The following is a 20,039-nucleotide window of genomic DNA, read 5'->3' as shown; positions in this document are numbered from 1 at the left end:
GGGCCGGGGGGGGCCGCCCCCCCCCCCCCCCCCCCCCCCGCCCCCCCCGGGGCCGGCCCCGCCCCCCGGGGGGGGGGGGGGGCGCCCCCCCCCCCCCCCCCCCCACCCCGGGGCCCGTTTGCTGGTCCCGAGGGGCCGGGGCGGTGCGGCCCGCCCGGGTGCCGGTGCCCGGCGGATGCTCTGGGCCCGGCCCGGGACTGCCAGCGTTGGGCGTACGCGGCCCGGGTCCGGTTGGGACGGTATCGGTTTTCAGTGTCGGCGCGGCACCGCGCCCGGCCGGTCGTTCAGTTGGCGGTGCCGGTTCGCCCCGACAGCCAATTCAGCACGGGGCCGACGGTGGTGTCGGTGTAGCCGTTCTGGTGGATACCCGAGGTCAGGTTGGCGAGTGCGTTGCGGGTGTCGGGGGTGGTGGTTGTAGTGAGGGTGTGGGCGAGTGTGGACAGGCGGGTGCCGCCGTCTCCGGTGAGGGTCGAGGCGGCGGTGGTGACGAGGTCGGCGGCGATGGGGCCGAGTCCGGTCACGGCGACTGCGGCCCCGGCGGGGTCGCCGGTGGTGAGTTTTTGTACTGCGTCCCAGGCGATCTCTTGGGCCTGGCCGATGTCGGTGGCGAGGCGTGCGATGTCGAGGTTGGCCAGGATGCTCACGATCTGCGCGGCGATGGCGGTCCAGCCCGATGTGTCGAGAGGCGCGGCGAGGGTGAGGGCACGGGCGACCAGGTGCAGATCGACCTCGGCGACCGCCTGGACCAGAGGCGCGAACTGATTGTTGAGGTCGCCCGAGACCTGGTGCAAGGCGGGGATGTTGCCGGTGACGATCAAGCCCGGCAGTTGGACGAGGTCGTTGCCGATCGCGGGGAGGTTGGCGGCGAACTCGGCGAGTCCGGACAGGACGGTAGCCACTTGCTCGATGATCTGGGACGGATCGAGACCGCCGATCGCGCCCGGCGCGGTCGGGTTCGAGTCGGGGCTCGTGGGCCAACTGGTCGTCGGCTCCGGTGTCGTGCTGGGGAACACCAGCGTGCTCGGCGTGGTGGTGGGTGTGGTGTCGGTGCCGGAGACGGCGCGTCCGAGAGCGGTGAGTACGGGGTCAGTGTCCGGGGAGGCCGAGCAGTAGAGGTCGTCGCGGGCGCAGACGGTGCGGACTCGGTCGTGGAGTTCGCCGAAGTCCTGTGCGCGAGGCCCTTCCACACCTTGCCCGCCGGCCGGCTCGCCCAGCTGGGGAGTCGAGGATCCGCGTCGAGGGTCACCGAGGAGTCCGACCGCGAGGACTCGCGATGCCGGCACGGGACCTTCCCCGTGCCCGATGCGAGTCGCGAGGTCCCCGGCGATCTGCGCGCCGTCGGAGTAGCCGAGCACGATCACCCGTGTGGTCGGGCATAGCGACGACAGCAGCGAGGCGAGCGCGTCGTGCCCGGGGTTGCCCGAGGCGTCCGGCGTCGGGGAGGTCGGCGGCGAGTCCGGCACCGTACGCACGGCGAGGTCGCTGCCGTAGCGGGCCTGCAGGTTTCGAGCGACCGGGTCCAGCACCGACGAGGGCGCACCCGACGCCGACGCCGTGTCGGTGTCGGTGTCGAGGTGTGTGTCGCGTGCGCCCGGTACGAGGACGGCGGTGACCTTCGCGCAGCCGGGCTGCTGCGGGGCGGCCACAGCGGCAACGGGGACCATGCACACGCTGGCGGCCAGCACTGTGGCCGCGCACAGCACCGCAGCGGCCAGCCGCCGCACCACCGGGCGCGGCCGTAAGCGGGTAGTGCGTCGCGCGGCGGGGGTTGGTGTTGCGATCATGGGGGCCTCCCGAGGTAGGGCGAGTGACGGGACAGCGGCAAGCGCCGTTGGCGTTTCCGCTGTCCGAGGACTCACGCTCGGGGGCGTGGAATGGACATCCGGGATCCGGCGGAATTCCCGGCCAGGGCGGGGCGGTGCCCGTGGTGGCGTCCATGGGCAGCGGCGCGCGACGCGCTGCCGGTGGCGCGGGCGGGGTGCGGGTGTGGATATGGCCGGGCCCCGGCGTCGGTATTCGTTGCCGGGGCCCGGGTTACGCGGTGGTGTTCGCGCGGGTGCTGTTCGTCTATGTGTGGGCGGTGATCATTGTTCGTACACGGCGTTCGCGGCGGCGGACGGGTTGTCGAACACCCGGCCGTCGGGCAGCATGAGCCCGCCGGTGCCGGTCACGATTGCGCTGGTGTCGGTGTCGGCCATGTTCAGCGTGGCCCCGACGTTCAAACCGCCCGAGTTGACGAGATCGCGCACGGTCCACCGGTCCGTGACGCGGGGAAATGGGAACGGGTCGTCGAAGTCGTAGTCGATCTGCCAGAGGTCAGCGCATTCGGCGCAGATCGTCTCGCCCTTGCGGTGTGAGCACTCGGCGGGTGGCACGACGGTGAAGGTGTGTTCGCGGATACGGGTGACTCTTTCGCCGGTGGCGAATCGGGTGTAGGACTCGTCCAGTCGGGCGGTCAGTTGCTCGTACACGAGGCGTCTCCTGCGGTAGTTTCGGAAACGTCACGGCCCAGGCGGATAGAGGCCGCCTGGGCCGTGACGCCTTCAGGGGTGGCGGTGCTATGCGGTGGTGGCGTGCGCCCAGTCCAGGGGCAGCCGCCCCCCGCCGCTCAGGTGGCCGTCCAGAACGGTGGCGAGGGCGACCGCGTCGCGGTAGAGCGCGGCCAGCCGCTCGCGGTGCCCGTCGTCGGAATCGGCGGCGTGGCCGTCGATTTCGGCGTCGATCTCACTGTGCCGCAGCCGCAGCCGCCGCAGCAGGTCGTCGGGATCGTCGGCGCGGACCGGACCGGCCAGCGCCGCCGGGGCCGGGGCTATGCCCACGTTGCGCGCGTAGCGGTATGCCTCGATGATCGCGGCGGTGCGCTGCCAGGGCGCGTGGAGGGCGGGGAATGGCCGAGCCTGTCCCGTGGGCCGGTGCACGCAGTGGCTGATGTAGACGTCGCGGCGGTATCCGTGGCTGCCGTCGCCGTCGCCGGGGTGGACGGTCACCGCGAACCGGTGCGCGCCCATATCGACTACAACCGTTGCCACACCGTCGTTTTCGGACCAGTGGTGCGGCAATGCGGTGGCGGCGAGCGCGAACACTTGGACAGCGACGGCGGTGTATGCCTCGTCGGCCGGGACGGGACCGTGCACGGCCATGCGGGCCCCCGTGTGCGGTTCGTGGACGTGGTCGGCCCAGCTGTCGCACCGCCAGCATGTGCGGCGGGGCGAATTGCCCAGCTGGCCGAGATCTTCCAGCTCGTTGTCCAGTTCCAGCGCGCGGGACAGATTCCGGGCGTCGGCGGCCCGGTCACGGGCCGCGCGCAACTGCGCGATCGGCTCGATGTAGGCGTGAGTCGTCATGGCATGTTCCTTAATTCGGTTGTGCGGGTGAATTTTTCGAACCGGTGCCGCCACCGGCCCGGACGCGCCGGGCCCGTGGCGGATGCTGGGCTTTAGGCGTCCGCTGCCAGCGCCCACCGTTTCGGGGCGTCGCAGGTGCGGACGGTGACCCCGTCGGCGGTGAGCTTCTCCAGCGCGTTGTTGATCGCGCCGCTCGACAGCGTGCGAGGGGCGTGGATCTCATCGAGGGCGTTCTTGACGGCCGTCGGGCTGACCGACTTGCCGGGGTTGTCGCGCATGAAGTCCTCGACCATGCCCCGCAATCCGCCCGAGGGCAGTTTCTCCAGCGGGGCCTCTCCGTTGCCGGTGTCGGCCGGGGCGGCCTTGCGGCTCTTGCGGGCGGCGGCGGGTTTCTTGGCGGGGGCTGCTGGCGCGGCCGGGGCGGCGGTGGCCGCTTTCTTGGTGGCGCGCGGGGCCCGCTCGGTCCGGCCCGCCCGTTTCGCGGGTGCTGGGGTGGCCAGCGTCCACCGGTGGGCCCCGTTGGGCTTGTCGGGGTCGGTGATGCGCGTGGCGGTGCCGTCGTCGGCCATCCGGCCGAGAATGTTGCGGGCGGTGGACACGCTCATTCCGGCGGTGAACGCCAGCGCGCTGGCGGTGGCACCGGGGTCGGCGGCCAGCGCCGCGCGCAGCGCGGCCACGTTGGGGTCGGTGTTCGGTCGTGCGTTTTTGGACATGACATCTCCGTCGTGAATCGGGTAATTCCCAGTGGATGGGTTGCCATGCCCCGGCCGGGGCGGTCACCCGCAATTCCGTGGAATTGCGAATAACCACCTATATCAACGCTCGACACCCGCATGAATGTCAAGCCGGACACTGAAACAAACGGTCACGCCGCGTTTTCCTGCCGCCATCCGGGCGCACTGGAATTCCCGAAACGGGCGAATTATGGGCCGCGAAATCGGAACCCGCCACCGCGACGATTACCACCGCCACGGCCGACGATTCGCACGTACGCGGCAGGGCAGAGACCGCCGGAACAACCCGAGTCTCTGTGTGGTGAGTGCATTGCGCGGCCGGTACGTGGTTGACGAGACCGCTTCTCGGCCGAGAATGGCGAGTTATTTTATGTGCGGTGCGTCAGGTGCCTCGTGAATTGCTTTCGGTGCGGGGGTATACGCGAGTCGCGGAGAGAAAGTCGTCGCCTGAGTATCGGTAATTCTCGATTTTGACTCGCTGTCCGAAGTCGGGAGCGTCGATCATTTGATTGTTTCCCAAATAGAGGGCGACGTGGTGGATGCCGTCTTTTGCGTTGGCGTAGAAGAGGAGGTCGCCGGGGCGGATCTGGTCGGCGGAGACGGGTGTCGTGGCGTGGTATTGCTCGGCGGCGGTGCGCGGCAACGCGATTCCGGCGGCGGCGTAGGCGGCCTGGGTTAGCCCGGAGCAGTCCCAGCCGCCGGAGGCTTGCGGCCCGTTGCCTCCCCACACATACGGCTGCCCCAACTGAGCGCACGCGAACGCGAGCACCGTGGCCGCGGTGGGGTCGGTACCGGACAGGTGCTCGCAGTCCCCCGATCCCGGTGGTGCGGGCGGGGTGGCGGCGCGGTAGCGGTCGGCTTGGTCGAGGACATCGCGCACGTACCAGTCGGCGTGGTTGTAGGCGAAGATCGCCGCGTGCACGTCACCGTGGTCGGCGCCGGAGTCGCACAGGTAGAACGCGGAGGCGTGGATGGCGTCGGAGGCGTTGTAGCGCGAGGGTGGGCTCGCGCCGCCTGCGGGCAGGTGGTGGCGTGCGGTGACCGAGTCGAAGGTGGAGGCCAGGAATTGCATGGGTCCGGCGGCGCCCGCGCTGTTTTCGCCCTCGGTGACTCCGGGCAGCTGGCTGCGGCCGTGGTCGGTTTCGACCTTGCCGATGCCGGCGAGGATCGTCCAGTCGAGTCCGGGACAGTCCGAGGCCGCCTCGCGGTAGAGGACGAGCTTGTCGGGCGGGATATCGGCGACCGCATCCGGACTGGGGGCAGGCTGCTCTCCGGTCGCGTCTGGTGTGTTGATGCTCGCGCGCGGGTAAGCGTCCTCGACCGCGACGACGGTGACGGTGAACGCGCCGACCGTCACCACGGTCAGCAGTGCGGCGGCCCCGGCCGCCGCCCCGAACATCACCGCGTCTCCTGCTCGGGCGGGCGCGGCGGAGGCGCGGCGATCACCACTCGCTGGTCGGCCGCCGTGGCTTCGCTATGGCTGGCCGTGGTGAGGCGTAGCCGGGGCCAGGCGGAGGCCAGGGCTGTCACGGTGATCCGAGGTCGTGGCCGGGCCGGGGCCGGGTGCAGTGGCAGCCACACGGGCCCCGCCGGGCCCATGCCCGGCTGGTGGTCGGCGGCGGCGGTGGCGATCGAGACGGTGTCGGGGTGTTCGAGTCCGGCGGCGGTGGCGGCCAGCGCGGTGCGGGCGGTGGCTTCGCGTTGGCTGGTGGGTAGCCAGACCAGTAGCGGGGTGGTGAGTCCGGTGGCGGCGGCGAGGTTGGCGTACCCGCCGAGTTTCCGGGTTACCTGGGTGAGTGATTCGGTGCCGCAGTCGTATTCGAGAAAGAACTCGATCCCGACCGGCCCCGACGCGGTGGGGGTGAGGCGGCCGTATCCGTCGGGGCGGGCGAGGTCTCCCCACAATCGCGCGCAGCGGGTGGGCGACCACCAGGTGGTGAGTGTGGCGGGGAGGTGTGGGTCGGTGGCGAGGGTGGTGAACCAGTCGGCGACGCCGATGTCGTGGTCGAGGCGGAGGCTGTAGGCCATGGAGAGGGCGCGGTCGTGGCGCCAGCGCAGCTCGCGCGGGTCCAGGCCGTGCTCGGCGGCTAGTACCGCGGCCCCGGCGGGGGCGAGGGTCCAGTGCCAGGGCGCGGTGCCGACGGGGCGGTGGGGCCGGAACCGGTCGATCACCCCGGCCTCGTGCAACTTGAGCAGGCGGCGGGTCGCGCGGCGGACGGCAGGAAAGGCGAGGGCGCTGATCTGGGTGGTGGTCAGGACCCGATGCTCGTACAGCATCGCCAGCAGCCACCGGTCTCGCGGGGTGAGGATGCCGGCCAGACTCGCCCGCCCGGCCAGCACCGGCACCGCCGACCGCGACGGTTCACCGGGCGAGGCAGCAGGAGACGGTGCGGCGGTTCGGGAACGGTGAGCGCGGGACATCGAACCTCCAATCGACCCGGCACACCGGCGAAGTCAGGCCAGGCGAGCCGGAAGGTGTTGTGCTGCTCGTGGTTCAGCGGCGGCGTGGATCGCGCCGGGACACCCGGGGCGCGGGAGCCTTCAGCCGAGGTGTGGGACTCGCTGCTGGCGCGGGACGTGGGACGGGTGTGGTGCGGGCAGCGGCGCGGACGCGGCGGGCCCGTCCGGGGATGGGTGGCGGCAGTGGTTCGGTGGCGACGGTGCACGGCGCGGTGTTCTGCCCGTTCACCACGAGGCGGGCGGCGGCGTGGTAGGCGTCGAGGTGGGCCAGATCGTGGTCCGACAGCTGCGGAAGCGTATGCCGCGCAAGGTCGCGGGAGTCCTCGGGAGAGACGGCGAAATAGATCTTGTTGCGGGCATTGGTCGAAATCGCCTCGCGCAGTGTGGGAGTGAGCTGGCCGAGGTTCTGATGTGCCAGCACCATCGACAGTTTCAGGGCGCGGGCCTCGGCGAGCATGTCTTCCACAGGTGTGGATGAATGCAGGAAATTGTGGAATTCGTCGAGATACAGGGCCGCATCGCGGCGCTCGGTGGCGGGGGTGGCGGCGCGGGCGGTGGCGACTTGCCAGGTCCGCGCGACCAGCAGCGCCCCGAGCAAGCGGGTGGTGTCCTCCCCGAGGCGGCCCTTGGGTAGCCGCGCCAGCACAAGACCACCGTGATCAAGCGCGGCAGTGAGGTCGACGGTAGCGGGACCGCCCGCGAGAGCAGTCTTGACGAACGGCCGCAACAGTAGCTGGCGGAGTTTGTTGAGCAGCGGTGCGGTGAGCTGGACGCGCCCGGACTCACCGAGCGCGTCGAAAGCGCGCCAGAAACGTTGCACTTCAGGCTTTTTCACCGAGGCGACGAGCCTGGCGCGGTAGGTGTCGTCGGCGAGGATGCGCTCTATGTCGGCGAGGGTGGCCGGGCGCGGCTGGGTGCACACGGTGTAGAGGCTGTTGCGGAACACATCGTCGGTGCGCGGGCCCCAGAACTGGTGATAGATGCGCGCGAACACGGTCCCGATGTTGTCCACGACCAGATCGAGGTCCCCGCCGAACGTGGTCAGATCCAGCGGGTTGATACACGGTGGTGGGCTCGCGGAATCGGCGTCGAACAACACCACCCGGTCACCGGCGTCTTCCGGCAGGCGGGTCAAGACGTCGGTGACGAGGTCGCCTTTGGGGTCGATCAGGACCAGTCCGCGACCTGCGTCGGCGTCGGCGAGGATCATCCGGCCCAGCAGCGTCGATTTACCCGTCCCGGTCGGGCCGAGGACATGGACATGATGGCGGGCATCGGACACCCGCATCGCGACCTGTTTGCCGGTGACGGCGTCGGCGCGGCCGAGGGGTTTGGTGCCGGATCCGCCGGAGGCGATGACTTCACTGGGCGCGAGCGCGCGGGCTCCGGCGCGGTGGATCTCGGCGATCCCCGCGTCGAGGGGCAGGTGCGCGATCACCGCGAGCTCGGGGCACGACAGTCGATCGCCACGCCGCAGCCGCCGCCACGACAGAGTTTGGCGCAGGCGGAGGCTGCGGCGGCGATGGTAGTGGTTGTGCCCGGAGGCCCCCGACAGAAACGAGGACACCGCGTGCGCGCGACCGCGCACTCTCGCCGCCACTTGTGACCGAGTGCTGCGGTCGGCATCGACCGGGACGGAGGCGGTGACCGCGTAGCGCACGACGGTGGCCCACTGGGTGGCGAGTGCCTTGTCGGCGGCGGCGCGATCCTGGGCAGACTGCTCCAGGCTCACCTGCCGATCCCGATACCCGCCCCGCACACTGGTACGACCCACCGGTCCGCCGACGGGACGCGCTGGGCCGCGCGTGAACAGCCCGAGGAACTCGCGGGCGAGTTCCAGCAGGAAACCCGCGAAACCTGTTGACACGCCCGTATTTCCGGTGTGGCGTGCGGGGCGGGTGGTGGTCGGGCGGGCGAGGACTTGCACGCAGGCGGTGGTGCGGGGCTCCATCGCTGAGGCGGCGTTGATCAGCGCGGCGGCGGGGTCGCCGGGAGCGTTGGTGCGGATCGGCCAGCGCGCGGCGCGACCGAGCCGCAGCTCACCCCCGGACAGCACACTGCGGTGCCCCGCCGGGGTCAGCGGTAGTGGCGGCGTGGCGGGCTGGGTGTGGGTGCGGGCACCGCGCCAGGCGACGGTGACCGCGTTCTCGATCAGGTGCGGCGGAACGCCGCCTGGCACCCACAGTCGGATGATCGCGCCCTCGTCGGGGGCGATGTGGTATTCGAATCCGAGCAGGTGCTGCCCGCCCCCCAGTCGCTGCCATCGGGTGCGGGCGAGCGCGCCGTGCATGTGCTCCCAGAACATTTGGGCGCTATCGGGCTGCACCTGGGGCGGGACCATGATCTCGACCTGCCGCGCCCCGTCGGCCCACCGCCGCTCGCGGCGGCGGCGCACCCACTCGGCGAGGGCCACGACGGCAGTGACCGCTGCGACGATGGTGAGGGCGGCCGAGACCGCGTGGTGTTCGGCGAGGGTGATCAGGTGGGGCAGGTGCGGGCCGTGGTCGGTGAGTAGCCTGCCGATCAGCCCGCCGGTGCCGTCGGACGTGTCGGGAGTGGTCTGGCTGTACAGGTCGGTGTGCATCAGGGGGCTCCCTTGTCTGCCTCGTCCGGGCCGAGGTCGCGTGCGGGGTCGGGGCCGGCGTACGCGTCACCGGCGCCGGGATCGAACTCGTCGGGGCCGAGGTCGATCTCGGTGCCGACGGTGTCGGGGGCGACGTCGTCGTAGCCGGTCTCGTCGGTGTCGTAGAGGTCGTATTCGGGGGAGGTGGTGGCGAGCTGGTGCTCTGCGGCCGAGGCGACTGCGGCGAACACGGTGCGCTGGTGGACGCCGGTGCAGATGAGTCCTTGGCCGCGGTCGGCGGCCAACAGGAAACGACGCTCGCCCTCCGACAGCGCGAAGGCATCGCCGACCTGGTCGATGGCCTGCGGAGCCTGGCGCAACAGGACTTGAGTAGCGCTGTTGGCGACGATGGCCTTTCCGAGGTCGGTGGCCAGTACATCGGCGGCGTCCTGGGTGGCCACCGTCAACCCGGCGAAGTATTTGCGCGCCGATTTCGCCAGCCGGGCCAGGAACTCGGCCCCGGCGCGCTGGCGCATCAGCAGCCATGCCTCATCGACCACCACCGAGCGCGGACGGCGCAGGCCCGGGTCGCTGACGCGGCGCCAGGTCGCGTCCAGCGCCAGCAGGGTGCCGATGGTGCGCAATTCCTCGGGCAGGTCCCGCAGCGAGTACACCGTCAACGCACCCGAGGGATCATGGCTGCTCGCCCCGTCGAGCAGCCCCGCGAACGCACCCGAGTCGACGTAGGGGGCCAGCCCGGCGGCCAGGTCGTCGGCGACGGGGCCTCCGGTAGCGGCGAGCTGGTCGCGCAACAGGTTCAATGTCGGCGCGGGTCGTGTCCAGGTGGCGGGGTCGTCGGTGATCCCGGCAGCGGCGTAGGTGGCGGTGACGGCCGTGTCGAGGGCCGCGCGCTGCGCGGGAGTCTGCTCACCGAGCAAGACCGCGATCACGGTGTGCAAGTACAGCTTTCGCCGGGTCAGCGCATCGGCCGGAGCGGTACGGTGCCCGGACGGGCCGTAGTGGATATCGAGGTCGAACGGGTTGAGGCAGACTCCGGGCGCGCCGAGGCGGATGTGGGTGCCGCCGAGCGCGTCGCACAGGACGGCGTATTCGTCTTCGGGGTCGATGACGAGGGTTTCGATGCCTCGATACAGCGACCGCAGGATCGAGGTTTTCGCCAGGTAGGACTTGCCGGATCCGGATCGGCCGAGGATGACTTCGTTGTGGTTGTGCATGGCGGGCCCGAATCGGTCGTGGAACAGCAGTCCGGCTGCGCCGTCGCGCCCGTAGAGCGCACCGGCCGGGGTGAGCGAGACCGGGTCGGCGGGCGGGAGCTGCGCGGAGGCGAACGGCACGGCGGCGGCCAGCGCGTGGGAGTCGAAGGTGCGATGCACCCGGACCGGGTCCAGGCCCAGCGGCAACGTGGCCGTCCAGCCCTGCACGGCGCGATAGCTGGTCGGGCAGGTATCGATCAGCAGACTCGCGGCCAGGGTCCGCAACGCGCTCACCTGCGCGGCGAGGTCGTCTTCGTTGCTGGCGTGCACGGTGAGATACAGCCCGGCCCGGAACAGCCGCGACTCCCCGCGCGCGAGTTGCGCCGAGAGTGCGGCGGCGTCTTCGGCGGCCACGTCGACGGCTGGATCGCCGACGCGGCCGTTCACTGCCGCCGAGGCTTGGCTGGATTCCAGGCGCGCGAGCTGGCGGCGCAATCGGAGTGCCGCCAGGCGGGGGTCGATCGGCTCGATGTGCAAGGCGATGTCAACCCGGCCGCCGAACGCCGCGAGTGGGGCGAGCCAGCCTGGGCTGACTTCGCGTGGGTATCCGGTGACCGCGATCGTGGCGATGAAATCCGACCCGACCTGGAGATGGCGGGCACCGATCGTCAACGACTCGGGCGCGAACTGCACCCTCGCACCCCGGCGCCCGGCGCGAGAGCCGAAGAGGCGACGGCCCCCGCGGGGAGTCTCGGTCTCGTCCTCGTCGTCGGCGGTGAGAGTCGCATCGAAGTGCATGCCGGCGTACTCGCTGGCTCCGGTGGTGATGATCTCGGTGGGGCCGGCTGCCTCGGCCGCGCCGAAGGGCACGAGGTTGGCGGGATTGGCGCAGCTGGTCAGGATCGCTGTCGCCGCGTCCTCGTCGAGGGCCCGCACCCCGATCCCCAAGGGGGCGAGCATGTCGGTGGCGTCGGTGACGCGCGCGGCGAGGCGGGTTTGCGCGGCGTGGCGGGCGTGGGCGGCGATGCGGCGTTCGTCGCGGCCCCGCGCGGTGAGCCCGCCCAGAACAGAGGCGGCGAGCCGGGTGACGGGGTCGAGGGGTTCACGCCAGATCAGCAGGACCTGCCGTTGCGCGGCAGTGTCGTCGTCGGCCAGCTCGGCGAGATGGCGGGCGTGGTCGCGCGCGTAGTCGGCCAGCTCCGGCGACATCTCCTGCGCGGCCAGCCGCAGGTCGCTGATACGACCGGTCACGTCCTGGCGCACCGACCGCAACAGAATCTGGACGCCCCCGGACAGGCTCTGCAAATAGTTGCCCAGCGCGGCGACCAGACCCGCCTGCTCGCCAGGTGTGCGCAGGGCGAGGTTGATGGTGGTCGCGGCGGCGATCACCGCGATCCCCTCCTCACCCAGATCGACCACACCCAGCCCCCCACTACCGGCACTGATGGATCGCGGTAGTGCAGTGGTGTCGCAAGTGATCGGGTGCGCGGCCGGTGGGAGTGGCCCGTGCGCACGATCGGTCAGCCATCGCGGTGGCGTCCCGTTGTGTTCGTCGCCGGGGTGGGCGGCGATCAGGTGGCGGTCGCGCCCGAGGTGACGCAGGGCGGCCAGCAGCAGCTGGTCGCCGGACAGGCCGTCGCGGGTGGTGAGCACGATCGCGGTCGCCACAGCGGCGATCGGGGCAGCGAAACCGGCGAACAGGGTGATCGGCACGAGAGCGCGGGTGGCGGCCCACGCCAGCAGCAGCACGAGCCCGGTCCCGGCGAGCAGACCCAGCTGGCGGGCGGTGAAGGGGCCGACGATCCGGTCGGGCCGCTCCACGTCGGAGGGGATGCGGTAGGAGTTCATCGAGAAGCACCTCCGGTGTCAGGTCGCCGTCGACGACGCACGGGTAGATCGGGCAAAGGCAGATGCAGCTGCCGCCCCGCCGGGCGCGGTGCGGGCGGCGCGATCCACACCGGAGCGGGCGTCGGCGCCGCACGCCGGACTCGCCTGACGTCGAGGGGCAGCACGTACTGGCCCTGGACAGTGGCCTTCGGGCGCGCGTACGGGTCAGCGGGCCGCGCCGCAGACACGGCGGGGGCGGGTTGTGCGGCCGGGAACCGCAACGCCAGCTGGCGACCTTTCGGAGCCCGCTTCGACCCCGGCGGAGTCGATGCCGCCGTGCCCGCTGTTCGCGCCGGAGTCGTGCCGACGCCCATGGCACTCGCGCCGGGAGGATGGCGGCCAGCGGGCGGCTTCGTGACCGGGCTGGCGTAGAACAGGGCGTACTGTCCGTCCGGGCGGGGCGCTTCCCGTGGTAGCGGCGGGCTCGGCGTGGTCAGGTCCAGCCTCAACTGGCGACCCATGTCCGGCGATGGGGAGGCGGGCACTGCGTGACCGGCGGTCTGTGTCGCGGGTTTCGGTTTCGGATTGGTGCGTTTGAGTCCCGGCAACGGCAGCAGCATCTGCCCGTCTGCGGCGGTCTCCACCTTCGAATAGGGGTCGGCGAGCTTTCCGGCTGCCTTCGTCCGGGCGGCGGGCCGGGGTGGCGTCGAGGTTTTCGATGCGCCGCGCAGCATGCCGAAGGTTTTGTAGGTGAGGTAGCTGCGGACCATGCCACCGACCAGGGAGCGGCCGGATCCGATCCGCATGGCCGAGAGCATCCAGAACGGGACCTTGGCCAGGATGCCGACGAGTGCGATCGAGACGATCAGGTTGATCAGCCCGCCATTGGAACTGCTGCCGTTCAATTTCCAGCCGTCGGGAGACAGGAACACACGGGTGGCGGTGATCAGGGCGAGGCTTTGGATGACCTGGATCGCCAGGCACGCGGCGATCGAGCGCCACCACCAGCGGGCGATCGGCTCGGTGATCGGCAGCGCGTGGCACATCAACGCCAGCGGTGCGGCCACGATCAGCACGATCGTGACCACGACCCGGATCACGTACCCGAGCAGCAACGCCACCAGACCCACCACCAGCACGAGCCCGAGTAGCAACCCGAACATGCCGAGGGTGCCGACCATCTCCGGGGAGGTCACCAGCTGCCGCAGCGCCTGCCCGGCCGAGTCGGGATCGACCCCGTTCCCCGCGACGGCCGCCGACAAGGCGTTGGCGGCGCGGACGGCGAGGGTGAGCAGCGGGAAGCTCAAGGCGGCGGCGATCATGCCGAGGATGAGGCCGGGCGCGATCTCGCGTGCGGACCAGCGTGACTGCAGCGTCTGATATGACATCACCAGCACTCCGGCGGCCATGATCAGCAGCCCGTACACGGTGAGAGTGATCTGCCACGACGAACTCCACAACTGCCCGACCCGGGGCAGGCTCGCCGGGTCCGGTGTCGCCAGCAGCGTGGTCGACAACAGCTCCAGCAGCGGGTTCAGCGCCGAGGACACCAGATTGCGGAAGAACCCGTCCATCGCCTCGACCACGCAGCCACTGATGTGGTCGATCCCGCAATCGGGTTCCGGCGCAGCAGGGCGGTGCTCGCCGTGTCGGCTGTCGGGTGGTTGCTGCGGTACACACCCGGCCGGATCCGTGCACATTCCCGCCGGAACCGGAGCCGTCGCCGGGGGCGGCGAGGTCATGGGAGACACCGGTCCCGGCACCACCGAGGCAGCCGGCGGGCTCTGGACGGGGACCGAGGGGCTCGTGGTCACCGGCGACGAAGGTGAAGGGACGGGCGGGGCCGCCCACACCGGACCGGCAGCGATACCGACAACGACGCTGATGCTCAGCGCCAGCAGGCTGCCTCGCCGCAGCCATCGCGGTGGGCCGTTGCGCGAGGGGTGCGTGGGGAGGTCGATGGTCATGTCAGCCACCCACCAGCGACTTGAGAACATTCACCACGACCGGGGCGAGGATGGCCAAGGCGTAGCCGATCATCGCCGAGCGCACGGCGGACTTGGCTCGCTCGACCTCGCCGGCGTCGCCGCCCGAGAGCACGTACCGGACTCCGCCGACGGTGAGATAGGTGGTCGCGATCGTGGCCAGAATCGCGACCAGCCAATTGCGGAGGCGGTCGCACACCTCGTTGAGCGACCCGGCCATCGCCAACACGACCGGCGTGGCCCTGGCCGGGGCCGCCGCTGCGCACACCAGGATGGTCACGGCGCAGGCCGCGAGGGCAACGGTCACCGCCAGACGACGAGAGCTGCGGGGCCGCCGCGATGCAGTGCTCGGTCGTGCGGGGATGGGAGGTGGAGTGATCATGCGCATCGGCGTTGCTCCTCGTGCGATGGGTGCGCCGCGGTAGGGGCGGACTTCGGCAGTGGGAGGACTCGCGCCGCCGACCCGGTTTTGGACATTCGCGCCGGAGCCGGTCGCCGCGTGGCGGTGTGGGTGAGGGTGTCGAGGGCGGCGGTCTCGACCCGGGTGGAGACCTGGGTGTCGGCGATGCGTTCGCGCAGCCACGCCGCGAGCCGGTGCTCGGCGCGGCGGCGGCGTTTGGCCAGCCCGTCGTAATTGATTCCGGTCTCGGCGGCGATGGTCTTGAGTCGCCGCGGATGCAGGCGGGTGTCGATGATCAATCCCGCGTCGGCGGCGGTGAGCACGCCCTCCTCGACGGCCAGCGCCAGCAACAGCTCCGGGTGCCCCTGCGGCGAACTCACCGCCTTTCCGTCGCGGGAGTGACCGCTGTCGGGCAGCCAGTCGATCGGGGTCGGCGCGGCCATACGTTCACGCACCGGTGGGCAGGCGCGGTGGAAGGTGGCCCACCGCAGCCGGTAGGCCACATTCGGGCGCGCCACATCAAGGCACGCCACTGCGTCGAGGAACGCGACGAGCACCATCGCCTCGGTGTCGGCGCGATAGGCCCAGTGCCCGCACAGCTTGGCGGTGATCGCGCTCAGCATCGGCAACGCGGCACCCGCACACACCAGCACCGCCGTCTCGTCGCGGGTGCGGGCCGCCTCGATCAGCCGCACCCACACCGCGTCGACCTCCTCGGCGGGGACCTGAGAGTTCAGTAGGGTGGCGAGGCGATTCGCGTTCAGCCGGTCCCAGCCCGGCGGCAGGCCCGGTACCCGGTAATCGGTGAGCCCGGCGAATCGCTGGCGGATCAGCGCCAGCGGCGTCGCTTCCCGGTGGGCGGGGATTCGCGCATTCGGCATCGTGGTGCTCCCGTCTCGGCGAAAAAGAAATCGACGAGGCAAGGAAAGAAGGCGATATCCACACAGCGATGACAGGAATACGTCACCGCGAATTCACGCCAACCTCGAGGCGGATTCACCACCGAATACACGCACGCGAAGACCTCAGCTAGACACCGCCGACTCACATGCTCGGCAAGCGCATGAAATAGCGCTCTACCTGCGATGTGGCGTCCGTGTGGCGCTCGTGTGGCGCTGCCGCACCGAGGCCGCACCGACCGACCGCGCAGCCAGGAAATAGTTTGTCGGCCCGATTATCAGATCGTCTTTCCCGGCGTTTATTCATGCTGTGGCGGGGTGTAGCGAGGCGGGTTACACGAATGAATCTTTGTCAGTGGATGTCCAGAAGCCGGTCTTGGGGCGGAGTCCCTTTCGCAGACCCACCCGCCAACCGGAAACGAGGTATCCCGCATGACCACACGCACACCCGCCGCCAAGCCTCGGCGCGGCGCCGCTCCCGGATCAATCCCCTCGACCTTGTGGGCGTGCGGGCCCGCGCCGATCGAGGTGGCCGACTCCTGGCCCCCGCGCGTGCTCACCCGCGCGCTCCTCGAATACAGCGCCCCCGGCGAGCGCGTCCTGCTCATGCCCGCCACTGCCGACGCCGAGCGTGTGGTCGTCGATCTGGACCGCGTTCCGGCCTCGGCGCTCGGCGGCTCTCAGGTCGCCGACACCGACCTGATGGTCGCCACCACCCTGGCGCCGAACACCGCAGCGCTGAGTCCGTGGGCGGTTGCCGAGGAGGCTGCGTCGCGGCTGCGGGCCGGAGGACTGCTCGTGGTCCTGGCCCGCTGCCACCGCGACCCCGACGGCACCTTCCACGACCCGTCCGGCGAGCTGGTCACCGCGGCCCAGAACGCCGACCTGCTGTATCTGCAACATCTCGTCGCCGTCGGCGTTCACGGCACCGACATCGCCGCCCCCCGCCCCGACGACTCGGGTGCCTCTGGCGATCACGGCGACACCGGCCGATCCGGTGCGGTCTTCACCGACCCGTCCCACCTCGATGTCCTGGTGTTCCTGCAACCCCACGACCTCACCACCGCATGAGAACCACCACCACCGCACCGCATCCACCCGCCGCGCACGGCGGGCTGTCCCTCATTTCGAAAGGCGAACCGATGTCTGCTCCCGAAACCACGCCCAGCCAGACCGCGACCACCCGGCCAGCGCCGGTGTCGGTGTGGGCGACCGCGCAGACCAGCCCCGCCGCCCAGCGCGGGGACCGCTACACCCGCGAGTCGTCGGCGCACCCGGCAAAAATGCTGCCGAACATCGCCGCCGAGGCCATCACCCGCTACAGCAACCCCGGCGATCTGGTCACGGATCCCATGTGCGGCATCGGCACCACCCTCGTCGAGGCCGTCCATGCCGGCCGTCGTGGCGTGGGCGTCGAGTACGAGGACCGCTGGGCGGCCATCGCCCGCGACAACCTCGCTCTCACAGCGGAGTCCGGACACCCTCATGAGGCGGTCGTGTATTGCGGTGACGCCCGCAAGCTGGCGACCTTCCTGCCAGAGGAGTTGCGCGGCACCGTCGACCTGGTCCTCACCTCGCCCCCGTACGGGGACAGCGTCCACGGTCATGTGCGTACCGGGAACGGAATCCGCAAGGTCAATCACCGCTATGGCAACACCCTCGATCGCGGCAATCTCGCCAACATCGGCGTGCCTCGCCTGCTGACCGGATTCACCCGCATCCTCACCGCCGCCACCGGCTACCTCAAACCCGGCGGCCACGTCGTCGTCACAGCCCGCCCCTGGCGCCAGCACGCCGAACTGGTCGACCTGCCCTCACTGCTGACCCAGTGCGCTGCCACCGCCGGACTCGTGCCCGTCGACCGCGCCGTCGCGTTGCTGGGGCGGCTGACCGACAACGACATCGTCGCGCACTCGTCGTTCTTCCAACGCGACTTCGTCCTGAAAAACCGCGACGCGGGCCTACCCCTGGCCCTCATCGCCCACGAAGACGTCCTGGTCTTCCGCACCGCCGCGAACAGCTCAAGTTCATTGAACCTGAAGCGTTCTCAGCGCGAAGGGCATTCAGGGGACCTGGCGGCCTAGCGACAGAAGAGGGGCCGGGCCGGTGTCTTTACACCGGCCCCTCTTCACGTCCTAGAGGGCAACAGGGAAAGCGCGACCTCCAGCCCCGTGGTGTAGCGGTGCCCGCCCGCGTTGTGTTCCCGCGCGCGCCAGCCCAAGGGCTCGCCCGTGCTGTCAGGCCCCGTTCAATGGGCGGTGCGGATGTCCAATCCGGCCGCTCGAGCCGGAGTCCTCCCCGTGAACGATCCCCGTCGTCTATCACTTCGGAGAGCCCATGTCTGCCGATCGCACGTCGCCGCCCGTCCGCACCGGGAAAGACGAAAGAGATAGCAATGCCTTCAGTAATAAGCACGACAAAAAGAGACATCGGGCCCCCAACGCTCACCGCATCGTCGTACGCGATACCCGATACGACCCTCCCGACGCCCGCAAACTCGCAGAAGTAATAGTTAGTTTCGCCGAATCGCTTGCCGCCGAACATGACGAGACAAAACATTCGACAGGCATCGACACGGCAGAAAAACCTCCGGCGGCGGCATAGAAAAACGCCGACGTTTTGATAAAATGACATGTTCCATCCGGCCGGATGGTTCGGATCAATTTCGAAATGTCGCCACAGGTGCGAAGCGCTGCCAATCATATTCGGATTGGCGGCGCTTTTCATCCGGCGGCACCCCGGTTAGTCAACGACAAAGAAAGAGAATTCTTCATGGCAAGCGCATATTTAGATTTCGACGGTGAACACACACCGGACGACGCGCTGACCGCCGCCGAGTCGTTCCGGGGTCTGAGGGTGGAACCGGGAACCCGAGCGGTCATCTACCTGCGCGTATCATCCCCCGGTCAGGTCAAGACCGATTACGACCCGGAAGGTCAATCGATTCCGGCGCAGCGCGTCAAGTGCCAGCAGAAGGCAGAACAACTCGGGCTGACCATCGTGGACGAGTACATCGAACCAGGGCGCACGGCCACCGAAATGTCGAAACGAGTCGCCTTTCAACGATTACTCGCCCGAGTGCGGGCCGAACGAGACATCGACTATGTCATCGTCTACAAGCTATCCCGCATGGCACGCAACCGGATAGACGACGCCATCGTCATGGCAGATCTCCGCAAACGCGGTGTCACCCTCATCTCGGCCACCGAAAGCATCGACGACACACCAGTCGGCCAGCTTATGCACGGCATCCTCGCCACCTTCAACGAATACCAATCTCGCGAATCCGGGGCCGACATCGCCTACAAAATGGGCCAGAAAGCCCGTAACGGAGGCACAATCGGACGCGCCCGACTCGGCTACCGCAATGTGATCGACCGATTCGACGGCCGCGAGATCCGCACCATCGCCACCGACCCCGAGCGAGCGCCACTGGTGCAACTCGCCTTCGAACTGTTCGCCACCGACAACTACACCCTCGACACCCTGTCCGACGAACTCTACGACCGGGGCCTGCGTACCCGGCCCACCAGGAAACACCCCGCCAAACAGGTCTCCATCAACAAACTCTCCCAAATGCTGCGGGACCGGTACTACCTCGGCTACGTCACCTACGACGGTGAAGAGATCAAAGGCCGCCACGAACCCCTCATCAACGAAAACCTCTTCGACCGCGTCCAAGACATCCTCGACGCACGCAGCACCGCCGGGGAACGCCGACGCGAACACCCCCACTACCTCAAAGGCTCCCTGTTCTGCCAGCGCTGCCACCGAACCACAGGCAGCACCACCCGCATGATCATCCAGCACACCCTCAACCGACGTGGCACCGAATACACGTACTTCTTCTGCCGCAACAGACAAGACGGCACCTGCGACGCCCCCTACATCAACGTCGCGCTGGTCGAGGACGCCGTGGAAGCCCACTACGCGACCGTGCGCTTCAGCGCCGAGTTCATCGCCGAAGTCCGCGCACACGTGACCACGGTGATCAACGAACGAGACGCGGCCGAGCGACTACTCCACAAACAACTCACCACCGAACTACAGGCATTGGACACCCGCGAAGACAACCTGATCGAACTGGCCGCAGACGCCACCGCGCCGCAACTCAAGATCAAAACCAAACTCCAGGAGATCGCCCGCGACCGCCAACGCCTGACGCAGCGCCTGACCACCACGACCGAAAACCTCTCCGACAGCGCCAAACTCATCGACATAGCGCTCGAACTACTCGAGAACCCCCAACAGCTCTACCGCCGATGCAACGACCACCAACGCCGGATGCTCAACCAAACCATCTTCCGCGCCCTCTACATTGAGGACGAACAGATCGCCGACCACCGTCTCCACGAACCGTTCAACCGTCTCCACGCGATCCAACGCGCACGCGGAACCGGCCACCCCACCGCATCCCCCCTGACAGACGATGGGGCCGCTAAAACGAAAAACGCCACCGCTTCACACGGAAGCGATGGCGTCGGCGTACTACTACACGGCATTGATTCGGCACCGTGTTCTAGTACACCCTCCAAGGTGGAGCTAAGGGGAATCGAACCCCTGACCTTCTCGGTGACGGTGGGGTGGACTACTTCGGGCAACTGTGGACTGTC

The 20,039-nt window shown here is 69.4% G+C and carries 15 protein-coding genes; 4 read left to right on the top strand and 11 right to left on the bottom strand.

Going from position 1 to position 20,039, the window contains the following annotated elements:
• Window positions 1-284: 284 nt before the first annotated feature.
• The 11 genes from A5780_RS33525 to A5780_RS33475 all read right to left on the bottom strand — a co-directional run bounded on the left by A5780_RS33525 (window position 285) and on the right by A5780_RS33475 (window position 15,408).
• Window positions 285-1,784 carry a cutinase family protein gene (locus A5780_RS33525; RefSeq protein WP_082976871.1) on the bottom strand — a complete coding sequence of 500 codons (1,500 nt, stop codon included), beginning with the start codon at window positions 1,782-1,784 and terminating at the stop codon, window positions 285-287.
• A gap of 300 nt (window positions 1,785-2,084) precedes the next feature.
• A complete protein-coding gene (locus tag A5780_RS33520) occupies window positions 2,085-2,471 on the bottom strand; it encodes a hypothetical protein (RefSeq protein WP_064911060.1) in 387 nt (128 codons plus the stop codon).
• Window positions 2,472-2,558: 87 nt separating this feature from the next.
• Window positions 2,559-3,344, bottom strand: coding sequence for a hypothetical protein (locus A5780_RS33515; RefSeq protein WP_064911059.1), 786 nt, complete (start codon window positions 3,342-3,344; stop codon window positions 2,559-2,561).
• Between the two features lie 92 nt (window positions 3,345-3,436).
• Window positions 3,437-4,057 carry a hypothetical protein gene (locus tag A5780_RS40455; RefSeq protein ID WP_064911058.1) on the bottom strand — a complete coding sequence of 207 codons (621 nt, stop codon included), beginning with the start codon at window positions 4,055-4,057 and terminating at the stop codon, window positions 3,437-3,439.
• A 403-nt stretch (window positions 4,058-4,460) separates the two neighbouring features.
• Window positions 4,461-5,477, bottom strand: coding sequence for a bifunctional lytic transglycosylase/C40 family peptidase (locus A5780_RS33505; protein ID WP_064911057.1), 1,017 nt, complete (start codon window positions 5,475-5,477; stop codon window positions 4,461-4,463).
• Window positions 5,477-6,499 (bottom strand): replication-relaxation family protein, encoded by a 1,023-nt coding sequence (locus tag A5780_RS33500; RefSeq protein WP_082976869.1) that lies wholly within the window; start codon window positions 6,497-6,499, stop codon window positions 5,477-5,479. Before A5780_RS33500 ends, A5780_RS33505 begins: the two co-directional genes overlap by 1 nt.
• A 73-nt stretch (window positions 6,500-6,572) precedes the next feature.
• Window positions 6,573-9,122 (bottom strand): type IV secretory system conjugative DNA transfer family protein, encoded by a 2,550-nt coding sequence (locus A5780_RS33495; RefSeq protein WP_064911055.1) that lies wholly within the window; start codon window positions 9,120-9,122, stop codon window positions 6,573-6,575.
• A complete protein-coding gene (locus A5780_RS39585) occupies window positions 9,122-12,163 on the bottom strand; it encodes a PrgI family protein (protein ID WP_082976868.1) in 3,042 nt (1,013 codons plus the stop codon). The genes A5780_RS33495 and A5780_RS39585 overlap by 1 nt, the downstream gene beginning before the upstream one ends.
• Entirely contained in the window at window positions 12,160-14,109 is a 1,950-nt protein-coding gene (locus A5780_RS33485) for a hypothetical protein (protein ID WP_143860213.1), read from the bottom strand. Before A5780_RS33485 ends, A5780_RS39585 begins: the two co-directional genes overlap by 4 nt.
• Before the next feature lies 1 nt (window position 14,110).
• A complete protein-coding gene (locus A5780_RS33480) occupies window positions 14,111-14,434 on the bottom strand; it encodes a pilin (RefSeq protein ID WP_197521940.1) in 324 nt (107 codons plus the stop codon).
• A 71-nt stretch (window positions 14,435-14,505) separates the two neighbouring features.
• On the bottom strand, window positions 14,506-15,408 hold the full coding sequence (locus A5780_RS33475) for a hypothetical protein (RefSeq protein WP_064911053.1): 903 nt from the start codon (window positions 15,406-15,408) through the stop codon (window positions 14,506-14,508).
• A 450-nt stretch (window positions 15,409-15,858) separates the two neighbouring features.
• Here A5780_RS33475 and A5780_RS33470 point away from each other — a divergent pair, with 450 nt between their 5' ends.
• The 4 genes from A5780_RS33470 to A5780_RS33460 all read left to right on the top strand — a co-directional run.
• Window positions 15,859-16,497, top strand: coding sequence for a hypothetical protein (locus A5780_RS33470; RefSeq protein WP_064911052.1), 639 nt, complete (start codon window positions 15,859-15,861; stop codon window positions 16,495-16,497).
• Window positions 16,498-16,568: 71 nt separating this feature from the next.
• The gene (locus tag A5780_RS33465) at window positions 16,569-17,510 is read left to right on the top strand and encodes a TRM11 family methyltransferase (RefSeq protein WP_082976872.1); all 942 of its coding nucleotides are present in this window, start codon (window positions 16,569-16,571) and stop codon (window positions 17,508-17,510) included.
• 253 nt (window positions 17,511-17,763) lie between these two features.
• On the top strand, window positions 17,764-18,030 hold the full coding sequence (locus tag A5780_RS40450; protein WP_143860211.1) for a hypothetical protein: 267 nt from the start codon (window positions 17,764-17,766) through the stop codon (window positions 18,028-18,030).
• Between the two features lie 45 nt (window positions 18,031-18,075).
• Window positions 18,076-20,039 (top strand): recombinase family protein (locus tag A5780_RS33460; RefSeq protein WP_197521939.1); only part of this gene is annotated, 1,964 nt, incomplete at its 3' end.

Source organism: Nocardia sp. 852002-20019_SCH5090214, assembly GCF_001665865.1.
GTDB classification, from domain to species: domain Bacteria; phylum Actinomycetota; class Actinomycetes; order Mycobacteriales; family Mycobacteriaceae; genus Nocardia; species Nocardia nova.
The sequence above is the reverse complement of the archived record's forward strand: the minus strand, read 5'-3'. Positions and strand labels throughout refer to the sequence as shown.